Here is a 20,797-nt window from a genome sequence, read left to right as displayed (position 1 = left end):
TACCACTCGGTGGTGCGTGGCCACAACGGTTGACATCCGACTTGCACGCGCCGAATATGGCCGTACAAATCGACGCAGGCACGAGCACAGGTGGATTCCATGACGCACACGATCTCGACCGGACTCGGTGAGGAAGAGGACTTCCTCGTCCGTACGGTGCGGGCCTTCGTCGACCGCGACGTCAAGCCGACGGTTCAGCAGGTCGAACACGCCAACGAGTACCCCGAGAAGTGGATCGAGCAGATGAAGCAGATCGGGATCTACGGGCTCGCGGTGCCCGAGGAATACGGCGGATCGCCCGTCTCGATGCCGTGCTACGCGCGGGTCACCGAGGAACTCGCACGCGGCTGGATGAGTCTCGCGGGCGCGATGGGTGGGCACACCGTCGTCGCGAAGCTGCTCACGCTGTTCGGCACCGACGAGCAGAAACAGCGGTACCTGCCGCGCATGGCGACCGGCGAGGTCCGCGCCACCATGGCGCTCACCGAACCCGGTGGTGGCTCCGACCTGCAGAACATGGCGACCACCGCCACACGCGACGGCGACGACCTCGTCATCAGCGGAAGCAAGACATGGATCTCCAATGCGCGCCGATCGCAGCTGATCGCGCTGCTGTGCAAGACCGACCCCAAAGCCGAGCCCCGGCACACCGGCATCTCGATCGTGCTCGTCGAACACGGTCCCGGCCTGACCGTCTCGCGTGATCTGCCCAAGCTCGGTTACAAGGGCGTCGAGAGCTGCGAGCTGTCGTTCGACGGGTACCGCATTCCCGCGACGGCGATTCTCGGCGGGGAGCCCGGCCAGGGCTTCGGACAGATGATGAAGGGCCTCGAGACCGGGCGCATCCAGGTGGCCTGCCGTGCGCTCGGCGTCGCGGCCGCGGCGCTCGAGGACTCGCTCGCGTACGCGCAGCAGCGCGAAAGCTTCGGCAAGCCGATCTGGAAGCATCAGTCCGTCGGCAACTATCTCGCCGACATGGCCACCAAACTCACCGCGGCCCGTCAGCTCACCAGGCACGCCGCGGAACGCTACGACAGCGGCGAACGGTGCGACATGGAGGCGGGAATGGCGAAGCTGTTCGCGTCAGAGACGGCGATGGAGATCGCGATGTCGGCGGTCCGGATCCACGGTGGCTACGGCTATTCCACGGAGTACGACGTCGAACGCTACTTCCGAGACGCACCGCTCATGATCGTCGGCGAGGGCACCAACGAGATCCAGCGCAATGTCATCGTGGGCCAGCTCGTCGCACGCGGCGGCGTGTAGCGAGACGACATGAACGATTCGCCCCCCGCCTACCGTCTGCTGTCGGACCAGCTGCGACGTCAGATCGCGGCGGGCCGGTTCCGCGACGGCGTCAAGCTGCCCACCGAGTCCGAGCTCGCCGATCGACATGGTCTGAGCAGGCAGACGGTTCGCCGTGCGTTCCAAGACCTCGTTGCCGAGGGCATCGTGTACCGGGTGCCCGGGCGCGGCACGTTCGCGACCGAGTCCGACGGCCGCTACCTGCGGCAACTGGGTTCGATCGAGGACCTGATGAATCTGTCGGCGGACACCACGATGGAGGTGCTCGAGCCGCTGCGCCGACGCGTCGACATCGAGACCGCGGGCCGGCTGCGGCTCGACACCGACGTCGTGTACCGACTGGTGTTCCGGCGACTGCACGACGGCGTGCCGTTCGTCGTGACGACGGTGTCGTTGCCCGAGCGGGTCGCGCGGCTCGTGGCCGACGCGCCGGAGCTGCAGGCAGGCGCGTCGAGCGCCTACACGATCATCGGACTGCTCGAACCGCACCTGGACAGCCCGATAATCGAAGCAGCGCAGTCGATCACCGTCGCGACCGCCCCGGCATCGGTGGCCGCCGAGGTCGGCTGCGAAGAAGGCCACGCGATGCTCCGCGTCGATCGTCTCTACAGTGACACACAGGGCCGCGCCGACGAGTTGGCGGTGAGCTATTTTCTTCCCGAGCACTACACGTATCGCGTCACGCTCCGAAGGAGCGGGCACGGATAGCACAGAACGCTCCGAAGGAGCGGGCACGGATGATCGAGGAGAGTTGAACCATGCGGGTTTTCGAGAACATCGACGCCGTCGAGGCTGCGGTCGGTGAGAAGCTCGGCCACGGCGAGTGGCTCGAGGTGACTCAGGAGCGGGTGAACCAGTTCGCGGAGGCGACGGGCGATCATCAGTGGATCCATGTCGATCCCGAGCGCGCGGCGGCGGGTCCGTTCGGCGGTCCGATCGCGCACGGCTACCTGACGCTGTCGCTGTTGCCGCTCCTCGGTGGCGATCTGATGAAGGTCGAGAACACGTCGATGACGATCAACTACGGCCTCGGCAAGGTGCGTTTCCCGCAGCCGGTGCTCGTCGGCTCGCGGGTGCGCGCGTCGGGCGAGATCACGTCGTTCGAGAGCACGCCGAAGGGCGCTCGTGTCGTCGTCACGATGACGGTCGAGATCGAGGGCTCGGACAAGCCTGCCTGCCTGGCCGAGACGATCCGCGTGATCGTGCCCTGACAATGCCGCGAGCCCACCGGTCCGGACGGGATCCGTGGGCTCGCACCTTTTCAGCGGGTCTTCTTGTCGTAGAGCGCTGTTGCTCCACATCAGGGTGCGAATGTCGACGCTCGGTGTGCGGGCGAGTCTGGACGCCCCTTCTGTATTGCAGTGCGTCCCACAGATTCCGACGATCGTGGACGGTGGGCGCGATGCGGGCCGCCGGGGTCGGCGAAGCAGAGCTGCCCTCACCTACGTTTGTCCCGGACAGTCAGTCGTCCAAGCGTTCCCGCGCCTCGGCCACAGCGGCTTCGGCGTCACGGACGGCCTTGTCGGCGGCATTGCGAGCCGATACCGCGAACCGCTGTTCCTGTTCCGCCCGGGTGAGTTCGGACTTCAGCTCCCTTATTCGCGTGACGGATTCGTCGACTGCCGCACGGGTCCGGGCGGCGGATTCGCGGGCTCGGCCCAGCGCGCGTTCCGCGTCGACGACGGCCCGGTGCGCGGCTGCGCGCTCCTCGGCCTGCCGTTCCGCCGCGACCCCGGCGTCCGCGCCGTCGTCCGGGTTTTCCGGAGGATCGGGCACCGAGGCGAGGACGGCGCCGTCCCCGAAGCCCCCGTACTCCCCGAAGCCGCTGTAGTCCTCGCCGCGCAGCATGCGCCCGCTTTCGAGACGGTCGCCCACATCGGGGTCGGCGACCGCGGCACCGAGCGTCTGGCCGACTTCGCGCACCACTCCGGCCGACAGCAGGTGGCCGCGTGTCGACGCGGTTTCGGCGACGCGGGTGACGAGTGTGTTGGTGAGCTGGGTGCGCTCGTCGGCGAGGCTGCGCATGCGGGCCGCGTCAAGCGACGATTGAGCACGGCTCAGGGACCGGCCCAACGCGCGGAGGCGCGCGAGCTCGCGCGGCTGTGTGCGGGCGAGCAGGTTGAGCGCCCAGCCGGTCACCGTGGGCTTCTTCAGGCGTGCGATCTCACTCGCGAGCTCGCGATGGCCGGCTTTCTTCGCGGACGCGGCGGCCTTGGTGCGTTCGGCGACGAACTCGGCCGGCCACAGCCCGTACAGGAAGTCCGCGACGCTGTCGAAGTCCACCCACCGATTGTCGCTGTTTCAGTGCCAGGTGTGGTCGACGATCGGCGTGCGCGGGCCGAACTTCGGCAGCACCGCGTGGCCGCTCACGACCAGCAGACGCACCGCACGGTAACGGTGCGGACGTACGTCTTCGAGGTATTCGACCATTTCGTCGTCGTCGAACGGGCGGCCCGCGAGCGACCAGCCGACCATGCGCGCGATGTTGTAGTCGCCGACGGCGAGTGCGTCGGCGTCGCCGAACGCGCGCTGTGCGACTTCCGCCGCCGTCCACACACCGATGCCCGGCAGCGACGTCAGACGGCGCTGTGCGTCGTCGGGCGGCAGGTCGGCGAGGGCTTCGAGTCGATCGGCGACCTCGGCGGCGCGCACGATCGCGCGCGACCGACTCGGGTCGACGTTCGCGCGGTGGTACTCCCACGACGGGATGCGCCGCCACACGTCGGGAGCGGGCGGCACGCGCATGCCGTCCGGCGCGGGCCCGGGTGCGGGCGTGCCGTGCGTGCGGACGAGCCGACGCCACGAGCGGTGCGCCGCGATGGTGTGGACGCGTTGTTCGAGCACCGCGGGCACGAGGGCTTCGAACACCCGCCGCGTGCTGCCGATGCGCAGGTGCGGGTGGGTGCGATGGGCCTCGGCGAGGATGGGGTGGGCGGGTGCGAAGTCGTCGCATGCGTCTTCGTCGCCGAGCAGCGCGGGCAACCGGCTGAGCAGTTCGGCGCCACCCGGCCCCCACACCTGGCAGCGCGCGCTGTGCCGGCCGGTCTGCGTGACCCGATACGTGACCGGCCCCGTGGCCTGCAGGGACGTGCGCCAGATCGAGCCGTCGGCGGCGCGCTGCTGGCACGGATCGCCCGGCCCACGGCCGTGCGGGGCGAGCGTGAGAGCGACGTCCAGTGGGCGTCGGGACGTCAGCGTGGCCTGCATGCCGTCGGACGCCGGAGCGTCGGGAGCGGTGCGTGTGGCCGGGTCGAGCGGAACGGTCATCACGGCGAGCGTAGCGCCGGATCCTGAGCGGGCCCACATCGCGGCCGCCGAAATGTGGTGGGCGTCGCGGGCACGGCCGTGTCGGCCTCACCGCTGTCGGGGCGCGGACGTAGAGTCCGAAGGCATGATCATCGTGAGCACCGACGGATCCTGTCTGCGTAACCCCGGTGGGGCGATCGGCTGGGCGTGGGTCAATCACGAGGGTCCCAGCCGCAGCGGTGGCGAGGCGTCCGGTACCAACCAGATCGCCGAACTCCGCGCGCTGCTCGAGGCGATCGAGGCGCACCCGGGGGACGAGCCGCTGCTCATCGAGTCGGACTCGCAGTACGCGATCAAGTGCGCGTCCGAGTGGATCGCCGGATGGCGTCGCAAGAACTGGAAGACCTCCACCGGCTCGCCGGTCAAGAACCTCGCGCTCGTGCAGAGCATCGACGCCGCGATCGCCGAGCGTCCCGGCCCGGTACGTTTCCGATGGGTGCGCGGCCACGTCGGCAACCACTTCAACGAGATGGCCGACACGCTCGCGGGCGACGCCGCGCGTGCGGTGGCGGCGCAGCCGGCGAGTGTGAAGACAGTCGCGAAGCGCGAGACGTCTCCGGAGCCGGTGCGCGCCGAGCTCCGGCCTGCCACCGTTGCCGAGCCTGCCGCCGACGAATCGGCCGACGACGCTCTCACGCTGTTCTGACCATGTGTGCCACCGACTCCGCGAGCCCTGTCCGACCTGACGCCGACATGGCGGAGATCGCGGGCGTCACGCGGTTCTGGCGCGAGCTCGGTCTGCCCGGAATCGTCGACGTGCACACGCATTTCATGCCCCGCAACGTGATGGACAAGGTGTGGGCGTACTTCGACGCGGCAGGCCCGCTCGTCGGGCGTCCGTGGCCGATCACGTACCGAGACGACGAGGACACCCGTGTCGCGCGCCTACGGGAGTTCGGAGTGCGACGCTTCACGTCGATGATCTATCCGCACAAGCCGGGCATGGCCGAGTGGCTCAACGCGTGGGGCGCCGACTTCGCGGCGCGCACACCCGACTGCCTGCACACCGGGACCTTCTATCCCGAGCGCGGGGCCGCCGACTATGTCGGTGCCGCAATCGAATCCGGTGCACGCGTGTTCAAGTCGCACATCCAGGTGGGCGACTATTCGCCGCTCGACCCGTTGCTCGACGACGTGTGGGGCCGACTCGAGGACGCCCGCGTCCCCATCGTCATCCACTGTGGTTCGGGGCCCGCACCCGGCACGTACACCGGACCCGAACCGATCGCGCAGCTGCTGGCGCGGTTCCCGGCGTTGCCACTCGTGGTGGCGCACATGGGGATGCCCGAGTACGGCGCCTTCCTCGATCTCGCCGAGCGTTACCCCGACGTCCGACTCGACACCACCATGGCGTTCACGGACTTCGCCGAGGCCGACGTCCCGTTCCCGCGTACGGACGTGCCGAGGCTCGCCGCGCTGGGCGATCGCATCCTGTTCGGCAGCGATTTCCCCAACATCCCCTATCGCTACCTGCATGCGCTCGAGGCGCTCACCACGCTCGGTCTGGACGAGTCGTGGCTGCGCGGCGTCGTGCACGACAATGCGGCCGCGCTGTTCGACCTTCCGGCGCCGCAGCCTGCATGAACGTCAGCGCGAGTAGTCGCGGAACGTCATGACGAAGCCGACCGCGGCCACCACAGCGGCCACGACGAACACGATCACCTGCACCCACGGCGCGGGATCGGCGCGGTACACGAAGAACGCCGCGAGCAGTGCCGCGATGATCATGACCACCCCGTAGAACGGGGTGCGCTGCGGATGATCGCCTCGGGCCATAAGTCCAGTGTCCGCTCGCCGCGCGGCCGCGGCGTCCGGTTCGGTGATTCCGTCAGGGGCGCGCCGCGAGATAGCCGCGTGTGACGAGTTCGACCTGTGCGGCCAGGTCGGTGAGCACCTCGGCGGCCCCGCCGGTGCTCCTGTGCGCGGCCCGCACGAGCGTCATGTGCAGCGACGTCGACACCGTGCGGGCCGCGATCTCGGGGTCTGGTGGCGACGAGCCGTGCCGCTCGCGCCACGCGTCCGCGAGTGCAGCAGCGATCGCACCGCGCAGTCCGGCGACGATCTCGAGCGCCTCGCCGCGGTACCGGTCGGCCGGGCCGAACAGCACCTCACGCTGATAGGTCGCGACGTTCTCGTCGCCGAGAGACTCGGCGACGACCGGCGACACGAGCGCCATGATCTGCGCGGTGGCGTCGGACCGCGCGTCGTCGCCGCGCGCCTCGGCCAGAGCGTCCAGGCCGTGCGCGACGCGTTCCCGGAATGCCGCGTTGTAGACCATCAGCAGCAGCTCGGGCTTGGTCGACGCGTAGCGGAACACCGTCCCGCTCGCGACCGCGGCGTGGCGCGCGATCGAGTGGGTGGTGACCTCGTCGTAGGGGAGTGCGCGGAAGAGTTCACGTGCCGCGTCGAAGATGCGGACCTCGATCTCGGCCCGTACGTGCGGTCGGTTGCTGTTCGGGCGTCCCGGTCCGCTCATGCCGGCCACCTCCCGAACACGCGCGATCGATGCTCCGAGCGAGCCTACGCGGGGCGCGAGCCGCGCGTCCCTGCATCGGACGCGTTCACACCTCGCCGGTGGCCGTCAGGTAGAGCAGTGCGACATTGAGCGCGACGATGAGCGCCGCCGCCACCCACGCCGCGACCGTGACCGGGCGGCGGTTGACGTGCACGCCCATGACGGCCGGGTCGGACGTGATGCGCACGAGCGGGATCAGCGCGAACGGGATGCACAGGCTGAGCACGACCTGGCTGAGCACGAGTGCGGTCGTGGGGTCGATGCCGATCGCAAGGACCGCGACCGCGGGGATCAGGGTGACGAGGCGGCGCACCACCAGCGGAATGCGCATCGACAGCAGTCCACGCATGATCTCGGCGCCCGCGGCGCTGCCGACGGCGGTGGACGCCAGGCCGGACGCGAGCAGTCCGATCGCGAAGACGACACCGATCGCGGGGCCGAGCGCGTTCTCGATCGCGGCGTGGGCCCCCTCGATCGAGTCGGTGCCGGGTACGTCGCGCAGCGCCGACGCGGCGAGCAGCAGCATGCCGATGTTGACGCTGCCCGCGACGATCAGCGCACCGACGACGTCCCACCGCGTGACGCGCAGCAGACGGTCGAGTGCCCGCCCCGAGGTGTGCCCGTGCCGGTCGCGCGCGAGCGCCGAGTGCAGGTAGATCGCGTGCGGCATGACGGTCGCGCCGAGCATGCTGGCCGCGAGCAGGACGGTCTCGGCGCCTTCGAAGCGCGGCACGAGCCCCCCGACCGTGTCGGTGACCGACACGTCGGTGAACGCGAGCCCGGACAGGAATCCGACCGTGATGATCGCGAGCATCGAGATCACGACGAACTCGAAGGCGCGCTGACCACGGTGATTCTGGATCAGCAGGATCACCATCGAGATCGCGCCGGTGATCAGTCCGCCGACGAACAGCGGGATGCCGAACAGCAGGTGGAGCGCGATCGCACCGCCGATGACCTCCGCGACGTCGGTGGCGATGGCCATCCCCTCGGCCTGCAGCCAGAACGCGCGGCGGTTGTTCGTGCGCAGCCGTGCGCCCATGAGTTGGGGTAGCGATTTGCCGGTGACCAGGCCGGCCTTCGCCGACAGGTACTGCACGAGCACAGCCATCACGTTCGCGAGCACGAGCACCCACACCAGCAGGTAGCCGTACTTGGCACCTGCGGTGAGGTTGGCGGCGACATTGCCCGGGTCGACGTACGCGACCGCGGCGACGAAGGCTGGTCCGAGCAGCGCGACGGCACGCAGCCGTCCGCCGCGACGTCGCCGGGGCATCGTGTCGGTTTCCACGATCCACACTATAGAGTTCGGGTATCCGAACTTCTACTCGCGCCCCTCGGAAACGCGAATGGCCCCGTCGCGGCACCCACCCCCAGAGGGGTGCCGGAACGGGGCCACCGCGTCGCGTCGTCGCCGACGCACAGCCGTGTGCTCTGTCAGAGCAGATGGACCAGCTTGTACAAGCGTTTCGACGGGCCGCCGACGAGGCCGACACTGTCGAGGAACTGCATCAGCTTCGATCCGGACGTGCGGACCATGTCCTTGTAGTGCTGGTTGTTCTTCGCCTCGCGCAGTGCACGCTCGCCGTCGAGACCCGCATTGGTGTAGACGTCCTTGCGGATCATGCTCTTCATCACGAAGAACACGGTGACCGCCGTGTTGAAGCGCTCGAACTGCAGTCGGCCCCAGCTCGCGCCGTCGAGTCGGCGGGCGACTTCCTCGCGGGCGAAGCGGATGTGCCGGGCCTCTTCGAGGACGTGGATCTTGCTGACCGTGCGGGTGATGGGCTGCACGCGCTCGTCACGCAGGAAGTCGCGCTGCATCATGTCGAGGATCTCTTCGGCCGCCATGACCGACGCGTACGCATTGGCACCGCGGTAGAGCGCACCCCACACCTTGCCGAGCTGGTGGATCGGGCCCTTCGGGCCGTAACCGGGCATGCCGAGCTGCTCACCTGCGCGGGCGAACATGACCGAGTGACGGCACTCGTCGCCGACCTCGGTGAGGGCGAACTGCACGTGACGTGAGTGCTTGTCGCGGCTGTAGACGTCGCGCAGCAGCATCTGCATCAGCAGGATCTCGAACCACAGGCCGGTGCCCGACACACTCGCGGCCTCGTGCTTGGTGACCTCGATGCGCTGGGCGTCGGTCATCTCGTCCCAGTACGCGGTGCCGTAGAGCGTGCTCCACTCGGGCGTCATGCCGTACTTGTCGTCGGGGATGGGGGCTTCCCAGTCGACCTCGACCACCGGGTCGTAGGACTTGCGGGCCGACGACGCCAAGAGTCGCTGCGCCGTTTCCTCGCGATCGGAGAGCGCCGGCCGAGCGGCAGAGATGGACGCGGTCATGAACTTCCCTCACTCCTCGGCGGCGCGGCCACCGACTTGTACATGTGACGTTCGGTTACTGGTACCGAACGATACAATGACCACTGTCACAAACGCAACGGAATCCCGATGAGTGGTTGCAGGGGGCGGTCGATTTGTTGCATCCGGTCGATCTACCGCGCGACCGACCGGATGAAGGCATGTGCTGCGTTGTCCACCCGCTCGACGTCGCCAGTTACGAGTCGGTCGAGTAGCAGGCCGCGGAAGGTTGCGGCAGCGATTGTGGCGTCGACCAGCGCCTCTGGCGATTCGCTCCCTGCTCGCACCAATGCGTCTCGAAGTGCGGTCGAGATTGTGTCGAATGCGGCGTTCGCGAACCGGGCGAACGGCTCCGGCCGTGTGAACGCCATGGCCATGACCTGCAGCAGGACTCGCGTGCTTACCGTGTCCTCGCCCGTCGTCATCGAGTTCCACAATTTGCCGAGTGCGTACCGGATTTCCTCGGCATCCTTCACTTGGTCGAACCGGCGCTTCATGTCTGGGTGCTGCAGTTCGAGTGCCTGAACCAGCAATTCTTCTTTGGTTCCGAAGTAGTGGACGAGCATGCGTGAGCTGGTGCCGAGGGCGGTGGCGAGTGGGCGTAGGGACAGGTCGGCGAGACCGTGCGTAGCGATGTAGTCGAGCGCGCCGCGTAGCAGTTCGCGCCGTTTGTCGAGGTCGAGTGGCCTGGCCATGCATTTGACTGTAGCGAATGTTACAGGTATTCACTACCTTATGAATGTAGCGATCGGTTCACAAACCGTGCCGCGGTCCGTGGTTGTAACGGAAATGACGGCGACGACCTCCCTTGCGGATGGTCTCGACGAGACATGGGCCGCGCTGGTCGCCGGCGCGAGCGGTATTCGCGCTCTGATCGACCCGGAACTCGACCGATACGCCCTCCCTGTACGCATCGGCGGAACGCTTCGGAACGATCCGGGAAAGAGCATCACCCGCGTGGAGCGTCGTCGTCTGTCCTTCGTGGAGCAGATGGCGCTGATGCTTGTCCGCAGACTGTGGCCAGCCGAGGACATCGCGGCGACCGACCCCGAGCGGGTGGCGGTGTCTATCGGCACAGGTTTGGGAGGAGGCGAAGTGCTGGTCCGGTCCGTGGACGCTCTGCGTGCCGACGGGTTCCGGAAGGTGCCGCCGCTAGCGGTTCCGATGATCATGCCGAATGGGCCGGCAGCGGTCGTAGGGCTCGAGATTTGCGCGAAAGGTGGAGTGCACACACCTGTCTCGGCATGTTCGTCAGGAAGCGAGGCTGTCGCCCAAGCCTGGCGGCTCGTCGCGACAGGGGAAGCCGATGTAGTCGTCGCAGGCGGTGTCGAAGGGAGAATTGGTGCCGTTCCGCTGGCGAGCTTCTCGAGTATGCGCGCATTGAGTACCCGCAACGATTCGCCGCGAGAAGCAAGTCGCCCGTTCGATCAGGACCGTGACGGATTTGTATTCGGTGAGGCAGGCGCGCTTCTACTGGTCGAAGCCGAAGAGCATGCTCGCGCTCGGGGCGCGGCTATTCGAGGACGACTCCTAGGGGCGGGCATCACCTCCGATGCATACCACCTGGTTGCGCCGACGCCAGACGGCGACGGAATCGCGCGTGCGATGCGCAAGGCGATCCAGGTGGCGGATGTCGACCCCCGTGATATCGGGCATGTGAATGCCCACGCCACCTCGACCCGCATCGGCGATCTTGCCGAAGCATTCGCCATAGCGCAGGTCACCCCGGCCGCTGCGGTGTACGCCCCGAAATCGGCGACCGGCCACTCAATCGGAGCCGCAGGCGCATTGGAGGCAGCCCTGACGCTCCTGACGTTGCGCGACGGCCGCACCCCACCGACACTCAACCTCGATCGCGCCGACCAAAAGATCGAGATCGACGTGTCCGCACGGCTGCGTCGCCTGCAGGGCGTCGAACTGGCGATCAGCAATTCCGTCGGGTTCGGCGGACACAATGTTTCGCTGGTGCTCGGGCGAGCGTGACGTCCGCCAGTCAGCCGCGCTGGCGCTGAGTGCGCATCGCCTTCCGGCCGGGTGCCCAGACGGCGAGGACCACCGCCGTCGCGAGGAGAAGGAAGCCGAGCACGGTCGACGTGTTGTGCATCGCGTCGACGAACGCGGCCCGCGCGAACTCCGCCAGTTGCGGCCCCTGAGTGGGCCCCGCCATGTCCGCGACCTGCAAAGCCGCCGCGAGGGAACTCTCGATCGGCTCCTTCGCGACCTCCGGCGCCGCGTCGACCACCGGTGCGATGTTGCGGCCGTAGCCCGCCGCCAGCAGGCTGCCTGCGAGCGCGATGCCGATCGCCGCGCCCACCTCGCGCGCCGCGTCGTTGACCGCCGACGCGACGCCCTGCTTGTCCGCAGGCGTGTTCTCGACGATCGCCGTCGTCGACGGGGTGGTGCACAGACCCACGCCGAAGGCCGCCACGAGCAGCGGCAGGGCGGCATGCAGATACGACGAGTCGACGTCGAGCCGCACCATCAGCAGGCTGCCCGCGCCGAGCGCGGCGGCGCCGACCGCGAGCAGCACCTTCAGACCGGTCCACCGGATCACGAGCGGCATGAGCACCGACATGATCAGAATCGGCACCGCGATGGGCGCGATCGCGATCGACGACTGCAACGGCGAGTAGTCGAGGACGAGCTGGAAGTACTGGATGACGAAATAGAAGATGCCCATCACCGCGAGGAATTGCACCGCCAGCGAGACCGCGCCCGACGCGAACGCGCGGTTCGCGAACAGCCGCACGTCGAGCAGTGGCTGCGTGCGCCGCAACTCCACGACGACGAACGCGGCCGCGACGACGAGCGACGCAGCGAACAGTGACAGGACGACGACGTCGAGCCACCCACGTTGCGGCGCTTCGATCGTCGCGAGGACGAACAGGGCGACGGCACCCGCGATGAGCACCGTGCCCGGCAGGTCGAGTGGCGTCGTCTCCTCGTCGCGCGACGAGGAGATCGTGAACGACGCGAGGAACAGCAGACCGGACACGGCCGCGAGCGAACCGAAGATCACGGTCCACGACCAGTTCTCCAGGAGCACGCCCGACACCACGATGCCGGCGATACCGCCGGATCCCGCGACACCGGACCAGATGCCGACGGCCCGGCCACGGTGTGCCGCGGGAAAACCGGCGGTGAGCAACGACAGCGTCGCGGGCATCACGAAGGCGGCGCCGATGCCGGCGACGACGCGCGAGGCGATGATCGCGACGGGCTCGTCGTTGAACAACGGAAAGGCATTGGCCACACCGAAGACCGCGAGGCCGAACACGAGCATGCCGCGCCTGCCGTACCGGTCGCCGAGCGCGCCCGCCGGCAACAGCAGCGCGGCGAGGGTGAGCGTGTAGCCGTCGACGATCCACGTCAGCTGGCTCTGGGTGGCGCCGGTATCGCGCGCGAGATCGGGGAGCGCCGTGTTGAGCGCGGCCATCGCCGCGACGACCAGCGCGACGCCGCAGCACGCGACGACGAGCATCCAGATCTGCGCGAACGTCCAGCCGCTCGAGGGTTCGTCGTCACGAGGCGTGACGGTCTCGCGTTCGGTCATGCTGTCCCTCTCCGGTTGCTGGAAACGAGACCGACAGTATCGTTTGTCGTGGGTCGGGTCACTACTTCGTCCGGCGACGGGCGAGTCGGCACTGGTGAGGTGGGTCTTGAAGGATCGGGACGATCCCAGGAAGGTGCGTTCGCGCGCACGGCTGCTCGACGCGGCCACCGAACTACTCGCCTCGGGACGTGCCGAGGCGGTCACGATCGACGCGGTCACCCGGCGGGCCGCCGTCGCACGCGCGACGCTCTACCGGCACTTCTCGAGCAGCACCGAACTCGTCGCGGCCGCGTTCAATCGACTGATCCCGCCCGCTCCGGTCGTCGCCGACACGGGTGACCTGCGGTCACGACTGGTCGAACTGCTCGTCGGGCAGGCGAAGATCATCGAGGACGTGCCGGTGAACGTGGCGGCGATGTGCTGGCTGGGGCTCGGCCCGTCGCTCGGTGACTACTCGAGCTCGGCGTCGGACAATCCCGAGTCGCGTACCTTGCGGAGCACGATCGTCGAGCGCTATCGCTCGGCATTCGACAAGGTGCTGCGGACCCCTGAAGGCGAACGGCTGCTCGGCGACCACGACTACGACCTCGCGCTGTGTCAGCTGATCGGCCCGCTCGTGTTCACCAAACTGCTCACGCTCGATCCGCTGGGACGGGACGCGTGCGAGCGCATCGTCGACGACTTCCTCGCCGCCCGCTCCCGTGCGTGAAAAAGGCGTACCCGGACTCGCAAAGTGCTCACGGTTGGGCGCGGCGGACGGCGTACTGCTCGAGCCTGCGGATGCCCCGGACGCGCCGCGGGCGTAGATGACGGACGTGGTACCGGTCGTCGTCGCCCACGGCGTCCGCGAGATGCGCATCGACGAGGACGGTGCCCGGCCGGGCCGAACTCGTCAGGCGTGCAGCCACATTGACGACGGATCCGTACAGGTCGCCGAATCGTACGAGCACCCGGCCGAGTGCGAGCCCGACGCGGAGCTCGGGATCGGCGTCGTCGACGAGCACAGATTCGTGCAGCCGAAGCGCGATCTCGACGGCGTCGTGCGGGCTCTCGGTCGCGAACATCACCTCGTCGCCGACCGTCTTCACGACCCAGCCGTGATGGCGCGCGATCACGGACGTCGACACCGACTCGAACCGTTCGAGCAGATCGGACAGATCGCGCGCGGCGAGCCTGCGGGTGAGCGAGGTGTACCCCACGATGTCGGCGAAACCCACCACCAGCTCCCGGCTCGCGACGTCGTCGGCGGGATTGCCGACGCTGCGTCCGGTGGTCGACGCGACGTGACGGCGCCACACGTACGACTGGAGTTCCTCGACGGTCGGCACGATCTGCGCAGTGATCGCGAGGACCTGCTCGCGCAGCGCGTCGGGATCGCGGATGTCCGAGCCCGCGAGCACCTCGACGATGTGCGAGCTGACGAGGGACACCTCCCACTCGGCGAGTCGCGACATCGCTTGTCCGAGAGCGCGGGCCGCGGCCACCTCGCCTTCGCGGGGCAGGACGCCGTCCTCGACGAGCTGCGTGATCGACCGCAGCGCGCGGGCGTCGCTGTCGGTGAACATCACGGCGTCCGGGTCGGGATCGAGCGCGAATCCCATCGCGACCCACAACATGTCGGCGCGCTCGCGGCTCACGCCGGCGAACGCCGCCACCTCGTCCTGCGTGTACCGCCGGGGGCCGCCGAGCAGGGATTCCTCGACGTCCGTCTGGACCCGCTGCAGGATCTCCGATGCGACGTCGGCGTCGCGTGGACTCTCGTCGGCCATCGCCCGGGCACCTCCTCACGACACGGTGCGTACAGCGTGCCATGCGCGGTGTGCTGCCGCCGGAACCCGCGCCGCCCGAGCCCGTGCCCCGTTGCCGCGTCCGACCCGTGTGCAAGAGTGTGCACCGCCCGGATCGCGGGGTCGGAGGAGACCTCGGACGGGCCGATCCCTGCACGAGAAAGGATGCGTCTCATGCCGCCCCGCAGACGCGCCGGCGAACCGGCAACGCTCACCGCGGACGACCTCGCCACGCTCACCACCGCTCTCGCCGAAGGGCGAAGGGCCACGGTCTACCTGCGCGACGGCGTCCCGAGCCTGGGCGTCGACCCCGGGGCGTCGGCCAAGGTCGTCTCGATCGACGGCAGTACCGTCACGGTCAGCCCGAAGGGTGTGCACGACGAGCTTCCGTTCGAGGCCGACGAGCTGCACATCAAGCGTCCGCCCGCGCCCAAGCCCGCCGACGCCGCGCCTGCGCCGACCGTCGTGCACCAGGAGATCGAGCCGGCTCCGGCGCCGCGCAAGGCTCCGGCCAAGCCTGCCGCGGCAACCCCGGACAGCGCACCGGTCAAGCCCGCAGCCAAGCCTGCACCGCCACGCTCGGGTAAGCGCAAGCCCGCTGCGGGCGTCGCCGTCACCATCCACGCGGGCGCCGACAACGAATGGACGGTCACCGTGGCGCACGGCGCGAAGCGGCCCGGCAAGGCCGTGCCGGTGTCGCCCGACGCGGTCGAGCGCGCGGTGCGTGAACTGGGCGAACCGACGGCGGTCGACGCCGTCGAGTCGATCCTGGTCGCCGCGCGCACCGCGGCGGCCGCGCGGGTCGAGGAGCTCGCGCGTGAGCTCGAGGAAGCACGCCGCGCGCTCGATTCCCTCGGCGCGCCCGAGTAGCGCGCTGCACACGGGACCTTTCGGGACCGGCGCGTCGGCGGTGCAACCTGCCCAATCGCCGGTACCCGCCCCGGTGCGGCTGCCAGTCTGGTAGGCAGACAGCAACGCACGAACGTGATGTCAGTCACCGGCAGAGGCAAGAGCTCGCCCCGGCTCATTCGAGGCGAGTGCCCGTCCCGAAAGGATCCCCATGCTCAGAAGACTCGCAGCCGCGGCCGCGGCCGCGGCCGTAATGATGACCGGGTTCGTGGCGGGCACGGCGCACGCGGATCCCGGACCGGCGGTCCTGGGCGGAGGTTCGGGCATCGTCATGAACGACGAGCTCGTGTGCTCGATCACCACGATCGGCAACGACTCCGCAGGTCGCCTGGTCGGGCTCACCGCGGGCCACTGCGGCGAGGTCGGGTGGCCGGTGGTGTCCGAGTACAAGCAGGACGCGGGGGTCGTCGGTCATGTCGCGGCGGTCGACCACAGCCTCGACTACGCGGTCGTCGAGTTCGACCGCGCCAAGGTCGTCCCCGTCAACCGGGTCGGCAACGTCACGATCACGCAGATCGGTGCGCCCGCGCAGTTCCCGCAGATCGGATGCAAGGAAGGCCGCACGACGGGCAACACGTGCGGCGTCGTGTGGGGTGACGTGCTGCAGTCTCAGGAGACGTGGACGCAGGCATGCGTCATCGAGGGTGACTCGGGCGCTCCCGTCGTGGTCGGCACCACCCTCGTCGCGATGGTCAACGCCTACCTGCTGGTGCCGTGCCTCGGGCCCGAGGTGGGCACCAACCTGACCCAGATCATGGACGCGATCAATTCGTCGGGCGGCCCGGGCGCGGGCTTCAGACCGATCTGACCCGGTAGGTCCGCGGAGCGGTGCGGTTCAGCTGCGGACAGGTCAACCGCAGACCGCGCCCTCCGATGCCGAACCGACCAGCTTGACGTACTTCGCGAGCACGCCCTTCGTGTAGCGCGGCGGCAACGGCGACCAGCCGTGCTTGCGCGACGCGAGTTCCCGGTCGTCGACGAGCAGGTCGAGCGTGCCCTTGCCGACGTCGAGCCGAATCGGGTCGCCGTCGCGCACGAAGGCGATCGGCCCGCCGTCGACGGCCTCGGGCGCGACGTGCCCGACGCACAGACCCGTGGTGCCGCCCGAGAAGCGACCGTCCGTGAGCAGCAGAACGTCCTTGCCGAGGCCCGCGCCCTTGATCGCGCCGGTGATCGCGAGCATCTCGCGCATCCCGGGCCCGCCCTTGGGGCCCTCGTAGCGGATGACGACGACGTCGCCGTGCGTGATCGTGCCGTCCTCGAGTGCGTCCATCGCGGCGCGTTCGCGGTCGAACACGCGCGCGGTGCCGGTGAACACGTCGGAGTCGAAGCCCGCGGATTTCACGACCGCGCCGCCCGGCGCCAGGGATCCTTCGAGGATCGTGATGCCGCCGGTGGGGTGGATCGGCGACGTCAACGCGCGCAGCACCTTGCCGTCGGGGTCCGGCGGGGCGATGTCGGCGAGGTTCTCGGCCATGGTGCGGCCGGTGACGGTGAGCGCGTCGCCGTGCAGCAGGCCGGCATCGAGCAGTGCCTTCATCACGACGGGCACGCCGCCGATGCGGTCGACGTCGGTCATGACGTGCGCACCGAACGGTTTGACGTCCGCGAGATGCGGGACACGTGCGCCGATGCGCGCGAAGTCGCGCAGGGTGAGGTCGACTTCCACCTCGCGCGCGATCGCGAGCAGGTGAAGCACCGCATTGGTGGACCCACCGAACGCCATGACGACGGCGATCGCGTTCTCGAACGCCTCCTTGGTGAGGATGTCGCCCGTCGTGATGCCCCGTTTCAGCAGTTCGACGACGGCCTCGCCGCTGCGTCGCGCGAATCCGTCGCGCCTGCGGTCGCTCGCGGGCGGCGCGGCACTGCCGGGCAGCGACATGCCGAGGGCCTCGGCGGCGCTGGCCATCGTGTTCGCGGTGTACATGCCGCCGCACGCGCCTTCGACGGGACAGATGACGCGTTCGATGGTGTCCACGTCCTCGCGGCTCATCAGGCCACGCGAGCACGCGCCGACGGCCTCGAACGCGTCGATGATCGTGACCTGCCGCTCGCTGCCGTCGGACAGCTTCGCGACACCGGGCAGTGTCGACCCGGCGTAGAGGAATACCGACGCGAGGTCGAGGCGTGCGGCGGCCATCAGCATGCCGGGCAGCGATTTGTCGCAGCCGGCCATGAGCACCGAGCCGTCGAGCCGTTCGGCCTGCATCACGGTTTCGACGCTGTCGGCGATCACCTCGCGCGACACGAGTGAGAAGTGCATGCCCTCGTGGCCCATCGAGATGCCGTCGGACACCGAGATGGTGCCGAACTCGAGCGGGTAGCCGCCTCCCGCGTGCACGCCTTCTTTCACGGAGCCCGCGAGACGTTCGAGCGACAGATTGCACGGCGTGATCTCGTTCCACGAGGACGCCACGCCGATCTGCGACTTGCCCCAGTCGTCGTCGCCCATGCCGACGGCCCGCAGCATGCCGCGGGCAGCGGTGCGTTCCAGGCCGTCGGTGACGTCGCGGCTTCGGGGTTTCGGATCCGGTGCGGACGAGGTCATGTGCGCAAGCGTAGGCCCACCCGGAGCCGCCGTGGGTGGGTTATCGCCTGCCCTGGTGGGCGGGTCGTCGCGCGGGGTCGCGGCCCGTGAGCGCGACGAGCCGGTCCTGGACCGGCGCCGACTCGGGCACGTCGACCGGCGCGGCGAACAGGCCGCTCGCGGCGAGCATGTCGCGTTGCGGTGCGAGGTCCTCCCACACCGCCTGCACGAGGGTCGCGTCGAGAGTGTCGTCGGTGCCGGTGGCGCGGGCGAGATCCCACGCGTGGATAGTGAGGTCCGAGGTCTGCTGGCGCAGGTAGTAGTCGGCGCGGAAGTCGCCGAACGACAGGTGCACGGTGGCGTCCGGTGCCGTAGCCGCCCACGCGTCCGACGCGGCGCGCGCGTACCGCTGCCACTCCTCGCGCATGTCCCCGTGCAGCGGCGCGATGTCGGCGTCGGCGTCGGCGACGGTGCGGCCCGCGAGCAGGGGCGGCACCCACTGCTGCTCCTCGATCGCGTGGCGCACGAGGTCGGTGACGGTCCACTCGGTATCGGGGGTGGCGGCGTTCCAATCGCCGATCGCGGCGACCCGCCGGCTGAACTCGTCACGCGCGCCCACCTGCAACGCGACCCAGTCGTATCCCATGCGCTCCACGGTAGGAGATCGCACCGGACTCGGGGAAGAAGTCGGGTGCAGGGAAAGACACAGTATCGGCGGACGAACGCGGTAACGGACGACAAGCGCCGAGCAGGGGAGTGCCGCGCAGTAGATTCGGCCTCGATGAAGCGTGTGTGGTGGGTGTGGGGTGTCGGCATCTTCGCGTATGTCGTGGCGGTGCTGCACCGCACGACGTTCGGGGTGTCGGGCCTTGCCGCGGCCGACCGTTTCGGCGTCTCGCCCGGAGTGCTGTCGAGCTTCGTGGTGCTCCAGGTCGTCGTGTACGCGGGCATGCAGATCCCGGCGGGCGTGCTGCTCGACCGGTTCGGCTCGCGCGCGATGGTCGCGGTGGGCGCGCTGGTCATGGCGGCCGCGCAGTGCGTGCTCGCGGTCACCGAGTCGCTGCCGCTCGCGATCGGTGCGCGCGTGTTCGTCGGCGTGGGCGACGCGCTCACCTTCATCTCGGTGCTGCGGCTCGTGCCGCAATGGTTCGCGCCTCGCCGCGTTCCGCTGGTGTCCCAGCTGACCGGCATCTCGGGTCAGCTCGGGCAGATCCTGTCGGCGCTGCCGTTCTCGATGGTGCTCGGCTCGCTCGGGTGGAGTGCGGCGTACGGCTCCGCCGCGGCCCTCGGCGTGCTCGCGTTCGTGTTGTCACTCGCGGTGCTGCGTGACGCGCCGCCCGGGCACCCCGTCGTCGCGGCCCCCGCGGGGCTGAGAGAGGTCGGCAGGCAGGTGCGGGCGGTGTTCGCCAATCACGGCGCCCGGCTCGGCTTCTTCACCCATCTCGGCACGCAGTTCTCGGTGACCACGTTCTCGCTGCTGTGGGGCGTGCCGTATCTGACGACGGCGCAGGGACTGTCGGCGACCGCCGCGGGCGCGATGCTGACGTTGTCGGTGGTCACGGCCATCACGTCGGGCACCGTGATCGGCATCCTCAGCGGGCGCTATCCGATGCGCCGCTCGCTGCTGGTGCTCACGATCATGGTGTCCAACGCGGTGATGTGGACGATCGTGCTCGCCTTGCCGGGCCGCGCCCCGGTGTGGCTGCTGTGCGTGCTGGTCATGGTGATCTCGGTGGGCGGCCCCGGCTCGATGATCGGGTTCGACTTCGCCCGCATGCTCGTGCCGTCGACGAGCATGGGCACCGCTCAGGGCCTGGTCAACAGCGGCGGCTTCCTCGCGACGCTGATCGTCCTCGAATCCATGGGCCTGATCCTCGAAGCGATGGGCGGCTACACCACCGAGGCGTTCCGGGTCGCGTGGTCGGTGCAGTACGTCATCTGGGCCGTCGCGATCACGGGCGTCCTCTTCTTCCGGCGACGGGCTCGCGATCAGCTCGGGGTGACCGTCAGACCGCTCCGTCACGTGATGCGGGAACGCCGTAAATAACGACCCGATCGCATCACCAACGTCTCGAAAAGGCTCGAGATTTTCTTGTGAGGACTGTGTGGGTCGTCACGGACAAGCGTCCGGGAAGCGTCGAAAAGGCGTCTGAACAGGCCTGTTTGGCACGCGCGTGCAACCGGTGGATCACCGCTGTGTGAGTCACCGATTCCGGGGCTCGCGCGGCCACCCCGCACGGGGCGTCACCGGAGGGGTGCCGACCTGCCCGCAGGGCAGCTGATTCTCGGTGTCGGGCGCGGTCTCGTCCGGCATCGAACGGGGCCGTACTTTCGTCGAAAGTTACTGCAGTGCAGCGATTTACGCGCGCACTCCCGGGCCCGTGTCCGCCGGCGTCCGCCCGAGCGCATCGCGCGCGCGAGGGTTTGCCGACCATGTGCCGGCTACCGCCAAGAGGGCTATGACCGAAAAGGTCACAGGTATGTCACGAAGAGGCGTCGGCGGGGACTCGAAGGCGGTGCCACGT

General features: G+C 69.0%; 21 protein-coding genes. 10 read left to right on the top strand and 11 right to left on the bottom strand.

Going from position 1 to position 20,797, the window contains the following annotated elements:
* Positions 1–99: 99 nt before the first annotated feature.
* Genes HCA44_RS13435 through HCA44_RS13425 form a run of 3 tightly spaced genes read left to right on the top strand, consistent with a single transcriptional unit; the run spans position 100 to position 2,516 of the window.
* The gene (locus tag HCA44_RS13435) at positions 100–1,266 is read left to right on the top strand and encodes an acyl-CoA dehydrogenase family protein (RefSeq protein ID WP_206038091.1); all 1,167 of its coding nucleotides are present in this window, start codon (positions 100–102) and stop codon (positions 1,264–1,266) included.
* 9 nt (positions 1,267–1,275) lie between these two features.
* Positions 1,276–2,013, top strand: a complete 738-nt coding sequence (locus tag HCA44_RS13430) for a GntR family transcriptional regulator (protein ID WP_169649093.1) — start codon at positions 1,276–1,278, stop codon at positions 2,011–2,013.
* A gap of 50 nt (positions 2,014–2,063) precedes the next feature.
* Positions 2,064–2,516 carry a MaoC family dehydratase gene (locus tag HCA44_RS13425; protein WP_169649091.1) on the top strand — a complete coding sequence of 151 codons (453 nt, stop codon included), beginning with the start codon at positions 2,064–2,066 and terminating at the stop codon, positions 2,514–2,516.
* Positions 2,517–2,766: 250 nt separating this feature from the next.
* On the opposite strand, the gene HCA44_RS13420 is transcribed toward HCA44_RS13425, so the two are convergent.
* The gene (locus HCA44_RS13420; protein WP_169649089.1) at positions 2,767–3,588 is read right to left on the bottom strand and encodes a hypothetical protein; all 822 of its coding nucleotides are present in this window, start codon (positions 3,586–3,588) and stop codon (positions 2,767–2,769) included.
* Between the two features lie 18 nt (positions 3,589–3,606).
* Positions 3,607–4,512 carry a DNA-3-methyladenine glycosylase 2 family protein gene (locus HCA44_RS13415; RefSeq protein ID WP_169649153.1) on the bottom strand — a complete coding sequence of 302 codons (906 nt, stop codon included), beginning with the start codon at positions 4,510–4,512 and terminating at the stop codon, positions 3,607–3,609.
* Between the two features lie 184 nt (positions 4,513–4,696).
* Between HCA44_RS13415 and HCA44_RS13410 the strand changes: the two genes are divergently transcribed.
* Together HCA44_RS13410 and HCA44_RS13405 are read left to right on the top strand one after the other, a co-directional pair.
* Positions 4,697–5,257, top strand: coding sequence for a ribonuclease H (locus HCA44_RS13410; RefSeq protein ID WP_169649087.1), 561 nt, complete (start codon positions 4,697–4,699; stop codon positions 5,255–5,257).
* A gap of 47 nt (positions 5,258–5,304) precedes the next feature.
* Positions 5,305–6,195, top strand: a complete 891-nt coding sequence (locus HCA44_RS13405) for an amidohydrolase family protein (RefSeq protein WP_169649085.1) — start codon at positions 5,305–5,307, stop codon at positions 6,193–6,195.
* A gap of 3 nt (positions 6,196–6,198) precedes the next feature.
* Here HCA44_RS13405 and HCA44_RS13400 read toward each other — a convergent pair whose 3' ends face one another.
* The 5 genes from HCA44_RS13400 to HCA44_RS13380 form a co-directional block, all read right to left on the bottom strand.
* A complete protein-coding gene (locus tag HCA44_RS13400; RefSeq protein ID WP_169649083.1) occupies positions 6,199–6,387 on the bottom strand; it encodes a hypothetical protein in 189 nt (62 codons plus the stop codon).
* Between the two features lie 52 nt (positions 6,388–6,439).
* Positions 6,440–7,087: a helix-turn-helix domain-containing protein gene (locus HCA44_RS13395; protein ID WP_169649081.1), complete on the bottom strand. Its 648-nt coding sequence runs from the start codon at positions 7,085–7,087 to the stop codon at positions 6,440–6,442.
* Positions 7,088–7,172: 85 nt separating this feature from the next.
* Positions 7,173–8,402 (bottom strand): Nramp family divalent metal transporter, encoded by a 1,230-nt coding sequence (locus HCA44_RS13390; protein WP_169649151.1) that lies wholly within the window; start codon positions 8,400–8,402, stop codon positions 7,173–7,175.
* 161 nt (positions 8,403–8,563) lie between these two features.
* Positions 8,564–9,475, bottom strand: coding sequence for a diiron oxygenase (locus tag HCA44_RS13385; protein WP_169649079.1), 912 nt, complete (start codon positions 9,473–9,475; stop codon positions 8,564–8,566).
* Positions 9,476–9,627: 152 nt separating this feature from the next.
* A complete protein-coding gene (locus HCA44_RS13380) occupies positions 9,628–10,188 on the bottom strand; it encodes a TetR/AcrR family transcriptional regulator (protein WP_169649077.1) in 561 nt (186 codons plus the stop codon).
* A gap of 40 nt (positions 10,189–10,228) precedes the next feature.
* On the opposite strand from HCA44_RS13380, the gene HCA44_RS13375 reads away from it, so the two are divergent.
* Entirely contained in the window at positions 10,229–11,476 is a 1,248-nt protein-coding gene (locus HCA44_RS13375) for a beta-ketoacyl-ACP synthase II (protein WP_169649075.1), read from the top strand.
* A 10-nt stretch (positions 11,477–11,486) separates the two neighbouring features.
* Here HCA44_RS13375 and HCA44_RS13370 read toward each other — a convergent pair whose 3' ends face one another.
* Entirely contained in the window at positions 11,487–13,046 is a 1,560-nt protein-coding gene (locus HCA44_RS13370) for an MFS transporter (RefSeq protein WP_169649073.1), read from the bottom strand.
* 106 nt (positions 13,047–13,152) lie between these two features.
* Between HCA44_RS13370 and HCA44_RS13365 the strand changes: the two genes are divergently transcribed.
* Positions 13,153–13,755 (top strand): TetR/AcrR family transcriptional regulator, encoded by a 603-nt coding sequence (locus tag HCA44_RS13365; protein ID WP_240945503.1) that lies wholly within the window; start codon positions 13,153–13,155, stop codon positions 13,753–13,755.
* A gap of 28 nt (positions 13,756–13,783) precedes the next feature.
* Here HCA44_RS13365 and HCA44_RS13360 read toward each other — a convergent pair whose 3' ends face one another.
* The gene (locus HCA44_RS13360) at positions 13,784–14,815 is read right to left on the bottom strand and encodes an adenylate/guanylate cyclase domain-containing protein (protein WP_169649069.1); all 1,032 of its coding nucleotides are present in this window, start codon (positions 14,813–14,815) and stop codon (positions 13,784–13,786) included.
* 192 nt (positions 14,816–15,007) lie between these two features.
* Between HCA44_RS13360 and HCA44_RS13355 the strand changes: the two genes are divergently transcribed.
* Positions 15,008–15,703: a DUF6319 family protein gene (locus HCA44_RS13355; RefSeq protein WP_169649067.1), complete on the top strand. Its 696-nt coding sequence runs from the start codon at positions 15,008–15,010 to the stop codon at positions 15,701–15,703.
* Positions 15,704–15,893: 190 nt separating this feature from the next.
* Positions 15,894–16,550 (top strand): serine protease, encoded by a 657-nt coding sequence (locus HCA44_RS13350; protein WP_169649066.1) that lies wholly within the window; start codon positions 15,894–15,896, stop codon positions 16,548–16,550.
* 42 nt (positions 16,551–16,592) lie between these two features.
* Here HCA44_RS13350 and ilvD read toward each other — a convergent pair whose 3' ends face one another.
* Positions 16,593–18,293 carry a dihydroxy-acid dehydratase gene (gene ilvD, locus HCA44_RS13345; RefSeq protein WP_169649064.1) on the bottom strand — a complete coding sequence of 567 codons (1,701 nt, stop codon included), beginning with the start codon at positions 18,291–18,293 and terminating at the stop codon, positions 16,593–16,595.
* Positions 18,294–18,333: 40 nt separating this feature from the next.
* On the bottom strand, positions 18,334–18,918 hold the full coding sequence (locus tag HCA44_RS13340; RefSeq protein WP_169649062.1) for a TIGR03086 family metal-binding protein: 585 nt from the start codon (positions 18,916–18,918) through the stop codon (positions 18,334–18,336).
* Positions 18,919–19,053: 135 nt separating this feature from the next.
* Here HCA44_RS13340 and HCA44_RS13335 point away from each other — a divergent pair, with 135 nt between their 5' ends.
* Positions 19,054–20,319: an MFS transporter gene (locus HCA44_RS13335; protein WP_169649060.1), complete on the top strand. Its 1,266-nt coding sequence runs from the start codon at positions 19,054–19,056 to the stop codon at positions 20,317–20,319.
* The last annotated feature ends 478 nt before the right edge of the window (positions 20,320–20,797 follow it).

The organism is Rhodococcus sp. HNM0569 (assembly GCF_012726205.1).
Classification (GTDB): domain Bacteria; phylum Actinomycetota; class Actinomycetes; order Mycobacteriales; family Mycobacteriaceae; genus Rhodococcus_F.
Note: the sequence above shows the minus strand (reverse complement) of the source record. Positions and strands in the feature narration are given on the sequence as shown.